At 68.9% G+C, this 13673-nt stretch carries 11 protein-coding genes; 3 read left to right on the forward strand and 8 right to left on the reverse strand.

The window, feature by feature from the left end; all coding sequences use genetic code 11:
- Together IH44_RS0135580 and IH44_RS0135585 are read left to right on the forward strand one after the other, a co-directional pair.
- The coding region (locus IH44_RS0135580) for a hypothetical protein (RefSeq protein ID WP_232795214.1) at positions 1–1731 on the forward strand (1731 nt) is incomplete at its 5' end.
- A gap of 621 nt (positions 1732–2352) precedes the next feature.
- Positions 2353–2901: a 2'-5' RNA ligase family protein gene (locus IH44_RS0135585; RefSeq protein ID WP_030463967.1), complete on the forward strand. Its 549-nt coding sequence runs from the start codon at positions 2353–2355 to the stop codon at positions 2899–2901.
- A gap of 51 nt (positions 2902–2952) precedes the next feature.
- Here IH44_RS0135585 and istB read toward each other — a convergent pair whose 3' ends face one another.
- On the reverse strand, positions 2953–3687 hold the full coding sequence (istB, locus tag IH44_RS0135590) for an IS21-like element helper ATPase IstB (RefSeq protein ID WP_107066713.1): 735 nt from the start codon (positions 3685–3687) through the stop codon (positions 2953–2955).
- A 1850-nt stretch (positions 3688–5537) separates the two neighbouring features.
- On the opposite strand from istB, the gene IH44_RS0135600 reads away from it, so the two are divergent.
- Positions 5538–6065, forward strand: coding sequence for a hypothetical protein (locus IH44_RS0135600; protein ID WP_030463970.1), 528 nt, complete (start codon positions 5538–5540; stop codon positions 6063–6065).
- Positions 6066–6225: 160 nt separating this feature from the next.
- Here IH44_RS0135600 and IH44_RS0135605 read toward each other — a convergent pair whose 3' ends face one another.
- The 7 genes from IH44_RS0135605 to IH44_RS0135640 form a co-directional block, all read right to left on the reverse strand.
- A complete protein-coding gene (locus tag IH44_RS0135605; RefSeq protein WP_232795215.1) occupies positions 6226–6696 on the reverse strand; it encodes a DUF4259 domain-containing protein in 471 nt (156 codons plus the stop codon).
- Positions 6697–6720: 24 nt separating this feature from the next.
- Complete coding sequence (locus IH44_RS0135610) at positions 6721–8319, reverse strand: ISL3 family transposase (protein ID WP_030463972.1); 1599 nt, start codon at positions 8317–8319, stop codon at positions 6721–6723.
- A gap of 130 nt (positions 8320–8449) precedes the next feature.
- Positions 8450–8617 (reverse strand): hypothetical protein, encoded by a 168-nt coding sequence (locus IH44_RS46960; RefSeq protein WP_157852576.1) that lies wholly within the window; start codon positions 8615–8617, stop codon positions 8450–8452.
- Positions 8618–9545: 928 nt separating this feature from the next.
- On the reverse strand, positions 9546–9923 hold the full coding sequence (locus IH44_RS0135620; protein ID WP_030463973.1) for a DUF6193 family natural product biosynthesis protein: 378 nt from the start codon (positions 9921–9923) through the stop codon (positions 9546–9548).
- Between the two features lie 347 nt (positions 9924–10270).
- On the reverse strand, positions 10271–11692 hold the full coding sequence (locus IH44_RS0135625; protein WP_232795216.1) for a lipopolysaccharide assembly protein LapB: 1422 nt from the start codon (positions 11690–11692) through the stop codon (positions 10271–10273).
- A gap of 503 nt (positions 11693–12195) precedes the next feature.
- Positions 12196–12678 (reverse strand): hypothetical protein, encoded by a 483-nt coding sequence (locus IH44_RS0135635; RefSeq protein WP_030463975.1) that lies wholly within the window; start codon positions 12676–12678, stop codon positions 12196–12198.
- A gap of 348 nt (positions 12679–13026) precedes the next feature.
- Positions 13027–13440, reverse strand: a complete 414-nt coding sequence (locus tag IH44_RS0135640; protein WP_157852577.1) for a hypothetical protein — start codon at positions 13438–13440, stop codon at positions 13027–13029.
- Positions 13441–13673: the final 233 nt, after the last annotated feature.

Consider the following 13673-nt stretch of genomic DNA (forward strand, 5'->3'; position numbering starts at 1 on the left):
TCGCCTCCCACCCCTCCGGTCCTCCCCCCGCCCCCCACCGGCACAAGCGGCTCCCGCCACGGCCGCGCCCTGGTCAACGAGCTGATCCAGGCAGCCGACGACGATGACGAGGAGTCGGCCCGTGCTGCCCGCGGCGCTCTGGCGCACATGGTGCGGCTGGTCATCGCGCACGACCCCGATCTCGCCGAGCGCCTTGCGGTCGCCGCACGGCACCTGCCCTCGCTGGTCGAGTTCGCGCACTCGGCCTGGCCGGGCGATCCGCGGCGGGCCAGACACCTGGTCGGCGTCGCCGAAGGCGCAGCCTCCCATGTCCTGGACCGCGGCCGCCTGGCGCTGAGGGTGTGGCAGATCGACCTGCCCGCCGCAGAGCGGCTGGCCGGCGCCGACACGATTACCTACATGCGCAGTCTGGCTGTCGCGGTCGCCTCCGCCGATCCGCACAACGCCGAACGGATCGCCCGCGCCATTCCCCGTTTCGGCAGGTTCCCGGGGATCCGTAACGGCGAGAGGGTGCAGGCCCTGGGAGCCGTCGGTGCTGCGTTCATGCCCAACGACCCGCGGCACGGACGCGAGCTGGTCGAGGAAGCCGTGCGCGATGCCGCCGCTCTGACAGGCGAGAACCGGTGGAAGGCGTTGTCGGAGGTGGCGGCTGCCGTGGCAACGGTCGATCCGGCATACGCCGAGCAGATCGCCCGGACGATCACCGCAGCGCCGGCGAAGCGCGGACTCCTCCGCCGCCGGACCGACAGCCCCGATGTCCAGCGGTGGCAAGAGGCCCTCGCACGGGCGTACTTCGCAGCGGCCTTGGCCCAGGTCGCCGCGGCGACGGCCAAGGACGACCCGCGGCGTGCATGGGAGTTGGCGCGCGAAGCGGCGGCGGCCGACGCAGACCCTGCCGCAGCGGAGGCGGCCCATATCACCCGAGGCACAGTGCTCACCAACGTGGCCGTGGCGGCCGCCGCGGTCGACCCGCAGTACGCGGTGATGAGGGCAGAGGAGGCGATCCGCCTCAACCAACTCGGCCGACCCGGAAGCGGCGACTGGAATCTGTCCGAGTTGGCGATCCAGCTGGCTGGAGTGCTGCCGGACCTCACCGAACGCATCGTCTGCGAAGTGATGGAGGTGAACGTCCACCAGGAACGCGTCGTCGAGCACGTGTCCGACAGCCAACCGCTGCTGGCCGCGCGGCTCACGGCCGCACTGCACCCCGCTGAATCCGTACTGCTGCACTCGGAAACGGACCTGCACCAGGCAGCGGAACGGGCCCGTTCGATCACCGACGACGCCGAACGGCTCATGGAACTGCTCAGGCTGGCCGAAGCGGTCGCCGACCGCGATCCGGCCCTGGCCGAGCAACTCTGCGACGAAGCAGCACGCTGGAGCCCGCACGAGCCGGAAGCGGAGGTCATAATGGCCTTCTTCGTCGCGGCCGCACGCGCGTCCACCGACCCCCGCCGTGCGGAACACCTGCCCGACGAACTCGTCCGACTCGTCGAAACCGTATCCGCCGACGACCGGGACGAGGCCGCGGGCTGGGCAGCCGTTCTGATGGCCGGCCTCGACCCCGTACGAGCGGAGTCGATCGCCCGCACGGTCAGCGACGACAGTGCCCGGCTGACGGCACTCGGCCTCGTCGCCAGCGCGCTCATCTGCGAAACGGACCCCCGCACCTGGAAACCCATGATCACGTTCCTGGGCCCGGCCGAACGAGGCAAGTGGAACATCCTCTGAGGCATCCGCGGCAGGCCCGGTGATGTCACTGCCCGCTGAGCACTGCGAGCGCGGAGCCGTAGGACACGGACTTCCGAGGGAAGGCCCGCTGCCGCCCACAGGGTGCGGCGCGGCCACCGGAGGCAGGTGCGGGGGCAGCGGTGGCCGGCGCCGACTTGCCCCTGGGAACCCCCGGCCGACTGACGAAGGAGGCGAGGGAGAGCAGGTGGGCGGGCGGCGGCACCTGGAACTCGGAGGCGCTGCGCTGGGCTTGCTACCCCGCTCCGGCCGGTACGGCCAGGACCGGTGACCGGCTCGGCCCGCCCGACACCGACTCCCCGCAGGCGCGCCGAGCTCCGAAGCGGACCCACGGCCGCCTCCACTGCCGAGCTGAGCAGAAAGGGCTCCAGGACGTTGCCGGTGCCCCGATCCCCCCAGGTGGCTTCGTTCACTTCAACCGACAGCGTTTGTTCATGGGTTCCGGCAGCGTTCAGTGATCATCTGCACCCTGGATGTTCACGGGAAATGACGACACCGTTGCCTCCGCGATGGGTCTCCTGCTGGCCGGAGCGGAGCCGGCCGTGATCGTTCACTGAAAAAGAAGCCGTGCCGCATGCGGCAGAGGTGACACCATGCGGTGTCATGGCAGATGACAGCACCGGCACGTTTCAGACGGGCCAAACGGGACTCATCGTCCGGATCCCGGAGGCAGAGCCGTTCGTCGGCGGGTGGCGTGAGCGGTTCGATCCCTCAGCCCAGGCCGGGGTTCCAGCACATGTCACCGTGCTGTTCCCGTTCCTTGACGAGAGTCGAATAGATGCGCTCGTCCACTCCGCTCTTGCAGACGTGCTGGGAAGCCACCCGGCCTTCGACCTGCGGTTCGAGAGATGTGGACGGTTCCCGGGAGTGCTTTATCTCGTTCCGACCCCCGACACGCAGTTGCGGCAGCTCACGGAGGCGATCACTGATCGTTGGCCTGAGGCTCCGCCATACGAGGGCCGATTCGCTGAGATCCTGCCGCACCTGACTGTCGTTCAAGGTCAGGAAGAAGCCGTCATGGAGGAGATCGAGGCCGACCTCGGGGGCAAGCTCCCGTTCACTTCTCGCATCTCGTCGGTTGAGCTCATGGTGCACGACGGCACGAAGTGGCAGGAACGTGCGTCGTTCGCACTCGGAATCAACGGGTCATGAGGCCTGCTGGTCCGCTGTCCTGTGGGCAGCGGACCAGCGCGGGGGCTCCGGTCAGCCTGCCTTGGAGGGTGCTTCGGCGCGGGCGCGGGTGGTGGCGGGGTGGTGGGGGTCGGTGCTGGTCTCGATGATGGTGCTGTTGAAGGTGAGGCGGTTGACGATGGTCGCGTAGAGGCGGGGGTCGGTGGAGGTTTTGGTCCAGCTGGCGAAGGACTCGTTGGAGGCGATGGCGACGCTGTTCTTCTCCTCGCGTTCGGTGAGGACCTGGAAGAGCAGTTCGGCGCCGCGGCGGTCGAGTTCCATGTAGCCGAGCTCGTCGATGCGGAGCAGGTCGGCGCGGCCGTAGCGGGCGATGGTCTTGTTCAGCTGCTTCTCGTCCGCGGTCTCCACCAGCTCGTTCACCAGCTTGGTGGCCAGCGTGTAGCGGACGCGGTAGCCCTGCATGGCGGCCTCGGTTCCCAGAGCGATGAGCATGTGGGACTTGCCGGTGCCGGAGTCGCCGATCAGGCAGAGCGGCTGGCTCTTCTTGATCCACTCGCAGCTGGCGAGGGTGTTGATCACGGCGGGGTCGATGGTGGGATTGGCGTCGAAGTCGAAGGTCCGCAGCGACTTGTTCCAGGGGAAGCCGGCGGCCTTGATCCGCCGTTCGGAGCGGCGCCGGGCCCGGTCGTCGCACTCGGCCATCAGCAGCTCGGCGAGGAACCCGCGGTAGGTCATCTGGTCCTTGACCGCCCGGTCGGCGATCTCGGCGAACTCGTTGCGGATCGACGGCAGCCTGTGAAGTTGCAGGTATTTGACGTCGGATGCGGCGGTTTTCTGTCGTTGGGTGCGGCAGTGTTTTTCCTGGTCGGTGATGGTACTGGCTGATGGTGCGTCATTTTGGTGCAGCTTTTGGCGTCATCGGGATGACGTATCTGCTGGTCAAGTTCGTGCAGTTTCCCCTGCGCTGGCGGCATGTCCGGCTTGTGCCAGATGGTCCTGCTGGGTGTCATCGGAACGCGGTTTCGGGCGTCATCGGGGTGCGGTTGTTGTCTTCCTGAAGGGGCAGGGGGCGGGCTCGTTCGGCGCTGGGCCTGTCGGTCGGGCCGGGAGGGGTGTGGATGGCGGACGGCGGTGGTGGTTCGGGAGCGGCGCCGTCCGGTGGTTCGGCGCCGGTGGTGCGTGAGCAGGTGGTGTTCCGGCTCCTGGCTCTGGAGGAGCGTGGTGTTCTGACGCCTGGTCATGTGCGGCTTGCGGCTTCCTCGGCGGGTCGGTCGGTGCGGACGGTGCAGCGGTGGCTGCAGGAGGTCCGGGAGGAGGGCCGGACGGCGCGCAGGCCCCGGCCGCGGTTCACGGTCACGGACGATGTCCATGCGCGGTTGGCGTTGTGGTGCGGGAATGCGGCGGCTCACCGGGAGCTTGTCGCGCAGGCCCGTGCGCTGGAGGGTGACTCCGCGGGCGGGGGAGCGGACGGTGAGCCGGCCGGGAGCGGTGGGGGAATGGTTGTGTCGTCGCTGGCGACCCTCCAGCGGGCGGTGCGCCGGGATCTGAACGCGGGTCAGCGGGCCGCGCTGAAGGGAGGGGAAGGGGCCCGGCGCGCGCACGATGTGCATCTGGCCCGTCCGGCGAAGTGGCGCAACGCCTGCTGGGAGGGCGATCACAAGCATCTGCCCGTCGAGGTCGAGCTGGACGGGCGTGCGGTGCGTCCGTGGGTGACGTGGTTCATCCACTGCGCGAGGAACGCGATCACGGGTGCGGCTGTCACTCCGCACCAGCCGTCCCGGGACGCGGTGCTGGCTGCGTTGCGGATCGCCTTGTCGAGGGACGAGCCGATCGGCCCGTACGGGCCGATCGGAGGGCTGCCGGAGATGGTGCGGGTGGACCGCGGCAAGGAGTCCTTGTGCGCCACGGTGACCAGGGCGCTGGGCGCGCCCGCGGTCCCGGTGGCGGCGCCGTCCCGGCCGCCTCGGCTTCACCGAACACCTGCGCCGCCCCGCCGAACGCCTCGCCCCGGCCGAGACCGGCGGGGACCAGATCTGGCGGCTGACCCGCCATCAGGCCGACATCCCGGCCGCAGAGGTGTGCTGACAGGCGCGTGAAAGCTCGGAGCCGTGATCGCTTACGGCCGGGAATCCCTCGCGGATCGGTACGTGCTTTGCCATTTCACTGACCTGGGACTTCGACTGGTAGCGGCGGGACCGCCACCAGCCCCGCCGCTCTCGCGGCCCGCCGCTACCAGTCGAGCGCCGGGCCTTCGTAGTCGTCGCCGTACGGGTCGCGGACCCGCTCGTCCGGATCGCGCCGGGCGAAGCGCCGCGGCCCGTCCTACCCGGACTGCTGCGCCCGGTCGACGCACGCGCCGCCCTGCTGGGTGCGCTGCTGGACTTCCGGCCACGGTTCGGGCAGCGGGTGCCGGCCTGTGATGAGAATCGTTGAAAGTCCCCGCCACTTGCTCGGGCATGGGACAGACCTGCTCACCTCGATTCCCCATGCGTATCGGGCTGGGTGACGACGAAGCGTCAGGACTACGGAGCGGCCCGCCAGTCAGCGGCTCTCGTGCTCGTCGGCCGCCGGGATGATCGAGAGGTCGTTCTCGTGGAGGATCATGATCGTGCGTGCGGCCGACGCACCGTCGTCGAGGGCCGGGAGATGGTGAGGTCATGCCGAACACACGTCTCGCCCTTCCGCTCGGAGATACGGAGCGCCCCGTCCCCGTCTGGGCCCTCAGGCTGGCCAAGGCCCTCCCATTCATCGTGCTGCCGCACTGCTTATGGCGGCTGCCGTTCGCCGTCAACTTCACTATGGGACAGGTCGACCCGCACCACCCGCCCATGCCCTGGTGGGCGCCGGGCTACGTTGTCGGGCTCAGCGTGCTCACCGAGACGCTGTGTGTGCTGAGCACTGGTCTGGTGGCCAGCTGGGGCGAGCTGGTTCCGCGCTGGATCCCGTTCCTCGGCGGCCGGCGTGTGCCCCGACTCGCCGTCGTAGTCCCGGCGGTCCTGGGCGGCTTCGCGCTGGTGGCGATGTTCGACCTCTACCCGCTCGCCTGGGTGGGCATCCTGCCCGAGGTGGGGTACAGCAACGGATGGTGGAGATTCCTGGCCTGGGTGTGCATCACGCCGGCGATGCTGTGGGGGCCGATCGTGCTGGCTCTGGCCTGGTCCTATGACAGGCGACGACGTGCATGAGCGTTCATACGACTGTCCGAACCATGGGGAACGGAGAGCGGGCCTGGCCGTTTTCAGGGCTCTGGCCGCGATTCCGCGAATGATCTTCCGCTCTCCGAAGCCACCGACAAGTGCTCTCGGTTCCGGTTCTGGTCCAACTTCTGTGATCGGTAACGCTGCGTCAGGTTTCGAGGTCGAAGAGCGGGATGTCCATGGAAGGCGGCGGCGGGTCAAGCACCGCGCGAAGCGCGGCAACCATGGCGAGCCAGCGGTGCGCGTCGCCCGGTTCCACCCAGTTCGATACCAATCCGTCGTCGTCGGCGGCGATGCGAGTGAGGGCTTCAGCGGCAAGTACCCGAAGATCGGTGGAGAACTCCGGCATGGGTGTCTCCGGGCCGCAGACTGGATCGACTGGCTGGCCGCCCGGGCACTGCGAGGCCAGCACGGCCGCTGCCCCGACCGCCTCCTCCGCTTCGCTGAGCTCGTCAGTCGCGTTGACGGCGCGGACGAGGACTCCACGGATCAGGGCTTCGCGTTCCTCGGCCCCGGCGTCGTCGAGGGCGTTGGCGAAATCCGCGGCCGTGTCGTTGTCGAATGGACCGGTGCCCCAGGTACCCATGGCGTTCTCCTCACGTCGCTGTGCGGTGATCATGGCACCGGTGACCGACAGCGACGTTTATGAAGCGAGTAGGACTCGTTTCCGCAAGAGGCTGAAGCCAGCCCGACCGTACATCTGGCGCTTGATCATTTTGATCCGATTGACGTGGCCTTCGACGACGCCGGAGCTCCATGGCAATGTCAGGCCCGCGGTGACGGCGGCGAGATCGCGTTCGAGGCCGTTGACGAAGGTGTGGAGGCTGGGCAGGTCGTCGGCGCGGACCGCCTTGATCCACTGCGGGAGCCGGTCGCCCTGGAGCTCGGTGATCATCCTCCCGAACGTGCGGACGTGACCGGTGAGCGCGTCCAGTTCAGGGCAGTGCGCGAGCACTGACTTCAGCTTGAGTCGCTCGCTCTCCGGCAGGGTGTCGGGGTGGGTCAGGATCCACCCGGCGGCGGTCCGCGGCGATGGTGGTCGGGCGGCCGGTGCGATCGGGGTGGTGCGGAACGGCTGTAGGTAGGCGCGGACGGCTCCGTAGCCGCCGCGGTAGCCGTGTGTCTTGATCTCTTCCCAGAGGGTCCAGGCGTTCGTGCAGCCTTCGGCCCACCGCTCGTTCAGGTGCGGCTTGAAGTCGTCGAGCTTGCTTCTGCGGTTCTGCCACTGTCCCTGGAACAGGTCTTCCGGCCTCGCGGCGTCCGCCAACCGCTGGACGGTTCGGTAGGTCATGCCGAGCTGGCGTTGGATCGAGCGTCGGCTGTGGCCGGCAGCCAGCAGCGCGTGGACGGTGGCGTGCTTGGCGCGGGTGCGGTCGGCGAACCGGTGCCCGGTGGGCCATGGCGACCGGCCGTCTGCCGGTGTCTGGGCCTCTGCCTTCTGCGCGGGCGCCTCGGCGGTGGTCGCGCGCAGGCAGGAACGATGACGGGAAATGCACCGCTCGGCGGCTTCGCCGAGGTTGCGCCAGAGGTGGAAACGGTCGGCAACCTGGACGGCGGTGGGTGCTCCGATGCTGGCGCCTTCTGCGAAGAACGGAGCACGGTCACGGCAGACGACCTCGATCCCCGGGCGTTCGGCCAGCCAGGCCGCAACCGTGCCCGCCTCGCGATCCGGTAGCAGGTCAATTGGTCGGCAGGTCTCGACGTCAACCAGCACGGTCCCGTAGACACGGCCCTTGCGCATCGCGTACTCGTCGACGCCGACCACCCGCGGGGTCCGTGGCGGGGGTTCCGGGAGCGCGTCGACCAGTTGCAGGACCGTGTTCCGGCTGGCTCTCGCCCCGAAGACGTCGGCCAGCCGGGCGCCGGCGCGGCCGGCCAAGGCGAGGCCGATCTCGGCCAGCGCCGACCGCATTCGTTCGGTCCGCTGGCTGTGTCGCCGGGTCAGGCCCGTGATCTGCTCGACAAACGTCCGCCGCTCGCACGAGGCGTCCTCACACGTGAAGCGCCGGACCCGCAGCCGCAGCACCACCCGCCGTCCTGCCACGGGAAGATCGGCGGGAAACCGCAGGTAGGAGCCGTGCACCCGTTCCGACGAGCTCCCGCAGCCCGGGCAGCACGCCTTGGTTGTACGGGATCTGACACCGACCCGGATCACCTCGCCGTCGTCCTGCACCGACATCACCCTGATCTCCGGGGCCGACAGGAACAGCAGCTCTTCCAGCCGGAGCAGTACCTCGCGCACAGCTCAGAACCATCAGCCCGAACACCGCCGTCATCGGCCGTTTCCAGACGATCTCGGGAGGCGTCCCGACGAGCTCAACGGTCACACGGAGTAGTCACACCACAGAAGTTGGACCAGAACCGGTTCCGACCTACGCAGCCACGGGGCGGACGATCCGCTGGAGCTGGTCGGCGGTGGCCACCTTCAACACCCCGAGCGCGGCGAGGACGTCGCCGCGCAGCTTGCTGGTCGACCCGTTCGGATAGTCCGCCGACCTGGCCCACGCCTTCTGGCCGGCCACCGCCTGGTCCTCGCCCACTCCCCTGCCCCTCTCGCTCGCCCGCCGCCCGCCCGCTCTGTTCGCCGCGCGCAGCGCCCCGGCCCCGCCGGGAGGCCGCCCGGCCGGTGGAGGGAGAGCCCAGCGGCTCGGGAGCGGCCGTCGAACCCTCCGACCGACCCCAACCCCACCCACCACACCCACACTCAACAGCACAGGAAGGACAGGGGAGGAAAGAAGGGTTGTCGGGATTCCCGGTGAGAGGTTGCCAGGCCATCTGACCTGGGCTTTTGCCCGATCCGGGGCGAAACCTTGCGGTAGGGGGTTCGGCACGGGGACCGGTAGGTGCTGCGGAAGCACTCCGCCGGGGTTGGCCACCAACCTTGACGGCCGGTGAGGTGGGCCGGCCGCCGGACCATCCGCGTCCGCCGGCCATCTCGCCGCCGCGCAACTCCTGCTGCTGCACAAGGCGGTGCCGGTGCTCTGGGGCTTCGCCGCCGAGCACCCACTGACGCATCCCATGGCGTCGACCACTGACACGACCTGACGCCGCCCACTGGCAAACCCGCGTCACCCGCCCACTACCGCCACCCCTCCCGGGGGGCGCACCCAAAACCCAACGGCACGCCGCAGGCGCAAACCCGAACCGACCAACCGACCAAGACCAAAGGACAAGGAGAAGGGTTGTCGGAATTTCCCCGGCCGCGGACAGGTGCTCTGACCTGCGCCGATGCCGGTCCGGGCGGTGGGGCGGTGTGCTCACAAGACACCCGAAGAGACACCCCAGAAGGTGCCCCACAAGGTCCTCCACAAGACACTCCACAAGACACGGGCCCCGTCCGAGGGCGGCCAGGCCGCCGGGCTCGGGTGCCCGACGACCTGGCCGTCGCCGGTGACCTTTGACAAACAACCTTGACCGATTGACAGGTGATCTTGACCAGCTCCGGCTTCCGCGGGATGGCGGGTTAGGTCAGTCGGCGTGGCTGTCCGGAGGGGGCCAGGTCCCGTCGAACGCCGGTCCGCAGTCGAGGGGAAGGTTGGCCACCACCAGGGCGGCAGCCTCCTTCGGGGTGAGTCCTTCTCCCAGGACCGACGAGTAGCGGGGCCCGTGGACCGTGCATCTGGTGTCGGTGTGCGCGTTGCCCGAGATGAACGGCAGGTCGTTGCTCCATGGGTACTGCGTGTTCCTGTGGAAACTGAGGCTCCCGTGGCTGGGGAACGGGAACAGGGCCCGCAGGCGCGGTTCGGCGTAGGCGGCCTCCATCACCCCCTGATCTCCCCGCCGTACCTTGGGGTCGCCCTCCAGCATTCGCCGCCAGGTCCGCTCAACCGTCGTCTCCTCAGTCATCCGGCGATGATGGCCTCTGTCCCTTCGGGCGGGCAATTCGGCTGGCTCTCCTTGTTCGAGCAGCACTTCAGAGCGCCTACCGAGCCGAGCACCGGTCAAGATCGCTTGGCAATCGGTCAGGATCGGGTGTCAGCGGACAGCCGGTTCGGCGGTGTGCGGCCGAGGTGCTGTCCCAGGTCTGTCCCAGGCAGGGCGCGGAACACTCCCACCTGGGGTTTTGGGGTGGGACAGTCCAGGTCCGTCCCAGGCTGCCAGGCTGGCGGTTGACCCGTCTCAGCGAAGTCTGACGAGTCTCACGGAAGTTTGACCGCGGCATTCACCCCATTCCTCGGACCGGAGTCCAGATGTCAAAACGGCGGCTCGTCAGGGTGAGCAGCGGCATTCCACGGATCGTCTGCCGGGTCGGGCTGCGGGGGCTGCTGGAGAAGCCGCAGTGCTTCGTCGACGCGGCCGAGCTCGACGAGGAGTTCGGCCCGGAACGGGACGAGGTGACCGGGGTGTCGTTCGAGAACGGTGAGGGCCTCCTCGGTGCGGCCAGCCTCACAGAGGAGTTCGGCCAGGGACCAGGCTGCGTACCAGGTGTCGCCCTCGGGGTGGACCCGGGCTCGCTCGACCGCTTCGTCGGTCAGCCCACACCGGGCCATGAGCGGCAGCCGCATCCGGAAGAAGTCCCAGTCCTCGACGCCGCGGCGTTCCTTCAGATCGTCCAGGTACACCAGGGCGTCCTGGGCCCGGCCCTGCCCTGCATACAGGTCGCACAGCGTGTTGATGATCCAGTCCTCCGCCCCGCCCGGCCGGCCCGCGAGGCCCCGCATCACCTCGATCGCCTCGTCGGCCCGCCCGTGCCGGACCAGGAGTTCGGTGAGCGGGACGGCTACGTGCCACAGGCCGTCGGACTCGTCGGCGAACGTCCGGTAGGCGGCGATCGCCCCTTCCACGTCGCCGCGCTCCTCCAGGACCTCGGCCAGGCGCTGCGCGGCGTGCCCGTGGTACTCCGTGGCCGCGTACGCGCGCAGTTCCCCGATCCGGTCGTGCCGGGCCAGCAGGTCGGCCAAGGCGTCGCGGCCGTTGACCGACGTACCGTCCCGACGCCCCATCAGGGCGATCGCCTCGTCGATGCGGCCCTGCCGCTCCCGCACGTCGGCGAGCAGCTCGACGGCGTTGAACGGCTCCAGGCGCATCCTGCCGCAGTCGAGGTCGTCGCAAGCCGGGGCCGCCGCCCCGATCCGCGCCTCCAGCAGCGCCGCGGCCTGCTCGTCCAGACCCGCCGTCGCGGCGACGTCCACCAAGGCCGCGGCGAGGAACCAGTCCTCGATCCCGGGGCACAGCATGGCGAACGCCTCCTCGCCCCGGCCGTGCCGGGCCAGCAGACGCGCGAAGAACTCCACGAACAGCCGGTCCCCGCCCTGCGCGCGGGAACGGCAGAGCACGATCGCTTCGTCGGTCCGCCCCCAAGCCTCCAGCAACTCGGCCCGGCCCCGGACCGCCGGCCACCAGCCCGTCGCCACGTACGGGGCGAGGACATCCAACGCCCACTCGTACTGCCGCCGTTCGCCCAGCAGATGCGCCCACGCCAGCGCACAGAACCACTCCCCCCTCCCGGCCTGCCGTTCCACCTCCCGCTCGTGGCCGAGTTCGAGCAGCCTGGCGACCAGCGTGGAGGGAATGCAGCCCGACGAGGTCCGGGCCCGACGTTCAAGATCAGCAGCGTCCACGGCCCGCACCCTAAACGCCGTCACCGACAGCGCCCAGCGTCCGCCAGCGGTCAAACTCCGCTGAGACAAACCCGACGCCGTCAAACTTCATTGAGACCGGTCAAACTTCGGCGAGACGGGTCAGGCGGGCAGTGTCCTTTGACATGCGATCTTGACCGATTGCCAGGTGATCTTGACCGGTGTCACCGGAGAAGCATCGGTAGGGTCAGCCCATGGACAACCTGCTGGAGAACGTGGACCGCGAGATCCTGAGCGGCCGGTTCATTCACGCGATCAAGGCATACCGAGACGCGACCGGCTGCACGGCGCGCGAGGCGATGGACTTCATCTGAGAGCGCGATGCGGAGCTGCCCCGCGACGGCCGAGCCCCTGACCTTGTCGGCACCTAACCGGTCAAAGTCACCTGACAATCGGTCAAGATCACTTATCAGAGGACACCGCGGCGGCCCGCTCCCGATCCGTCGGGGCGGGCCGTCGTCGTGTCCGTTGACAGGTGGCTTTGACCGATTGCCACATGATCTTGATCGGCGCGATGGCGCCGACGCGCGTGGCCGCCGTCAGTCAGGCACCTTGTCAGCCCGCACGCTGTTCGCGTCGAGGTGCAGCTCGTAGACGGTGGTGCAGTCGGCGGCCAGCGTTGCGACGGGTGTTCCGCACCGGCACGCGCGATTAAGGCCCTGGTCTCCGGACGGGCCGCCGCAGCACCCCATGCTCGTGTCCACCAGCATCGTCAGGCCTGCCGCGTCATCGGGATGCAGGACGATGTTGCCCCGGGGTCCGGCGGACCTCAGTGAGCCACGCATATCGGACTTCCCGCCCGCCCGGCGCTGAGCGGGGCCATCCTCGTCGTCCGGGTAGGGCTCGTACGGGGCACCCCACGGGTCGGTCTCGATCGCGTAGTGCCCCCGGGGGATCGTCGCTTCCGGTCCCCGGGCCCCCGGCCTCGGCTGCTCGAAGGGCGGGGGCTCTGGAACAGCGGGCAGCGGCGTCAGCGCAGGTGTCAGGGCCGCGCCGCACTCGACGCAGTGGAAGATCATCATCAGAGCAGTTCTATCCGCTCGACGCGATGCGTGCACTTGAATTCCGGCTCCAACGGTGGTCCCGAACCACAGTCGATCATCCCGACGAGGCCTCGACGAAGCCCAGCTCAAACTCCGACAGCACGGCATCGCCGTACGCCCGCGCAGCAACCGCCGCCGCTTCCCCCGCACCGATCAAGATCAGGTGGCAAGAACCTACTGGTGGTCAAGGTCGCATGGCAAACAGTCAAAGTCACCTGTCACAGGTCAGGCGAGTTGACCCGTCTCAAGTTAGTTTGACGAGTCTCAACGGAGTTTGACCGACTGTTCGGCCCGGTCCGTGATGCCACCAGGGCAGGTGGAAACGCCTTACCGGCGTTCGGCAAGCCACAGAGCGAGCCGGCCTGCGAGCGGATCCAGGCCGCGCGGGGGGTCGGGCGGCCCCGTGAGGGGGACGCTGCCTGGCTGGTACTGGAAGAAGAAGCTCAGATCGCCGTCGGCAGGGGCCAAGGACACCAAGGGAGTCAGAGGATCCGTCCCGGCCATGAAGCGCGGGCTCTCCCACTCCGGCGAGATCTCCGCGATCGGGGCACCCTCGGCCCGGTTCCAGCCGAGGAACATCACCCAGCGGGCACCGCGCATGCGGAGGGGATAGCCCGCCACCTGGGCCACGAACTCGCCCAGGGTGACGGCGGCGTCGAAGGTAACGTCCCGCTGGTGCGGTGCATCGCAGTCGTCCCCCATGCACACGCTGCCGCGCGTCAGGACCACTTTCACTGTCATGTCCGGACGCTAGCCCCTGAAGCCAATTATCGTCAATGTGACATTAATGACGATCGGGGCGACCACCAACTCCGCCGGCAAACACTCCATCACCTCCACCCCCGCCCCGGACGATCAAACTTCGCTGAGACGGGTCAGGTGGTCCTACGTTGTTGGTGGGTTGGACGGGCCGTCGTAAGGTCCAGAGATCCAGAGGCGCCGGGTATGGCTTTCAGGCGGTTGCACGCGATGGC

Origin of the sequence: Kitasatospora sp. NRRL B-11411 (assembly GCF_000721345.1) — a bacterium.
Taxonomy (GTDB): Bacteria; Actinomycetota; Actinomycetes; order Streptomycetales; family Streptomycetaceae; genus Kitasatospora; species Kitasatospora cineracea.

Bases quoted from the DNA above. Each gene is read 5' to 3' on its own strand.
- IH44_RS0135600 (WP_030463970.1), top strand. From the start codon at position 5,538: ATGCCGAACACACGTCTCGCCCTTCCGCTCGGAGATACGGAGCGCCCC.
- IH44_RS0135635 (WP_030463975.1), bottom strand. From the start codon at position 12,678: ATGATGATCTTCCACTGCGTCGAGTGCGGCGCGGCCCTGACACCTGCG.
- IH44_RS0135620 (WP_030463973.1), bottom strand. From the start codon at position 9,923: ATGACTGAGGAGACGACGGTTGAGCGGACCTGGCGGCGAATGCTGGAG.
- IH44_RS0135640 (WP_157852577.1), bottom strand. From the start codon at position 13,440: ATGACAGTGAAAGTGGTCCTGACGCGCGGCAGCGTGTGCATGGGGGAC.
- IH44_RS0135605 (WP_232795215.1), bottom strand. From the start codon at position 6,696: ATGATCACCGCACAGCGACGTGAGGAGAACGCCATGGGTACCTGGGGC.
- IH44_RS0135585 (WP_030463967.1), top strand. From the start codon at position 2,353: ATGGCAGATGACAGCACCGGCACGTTTCAGACGGGCCAAACGGGACTC.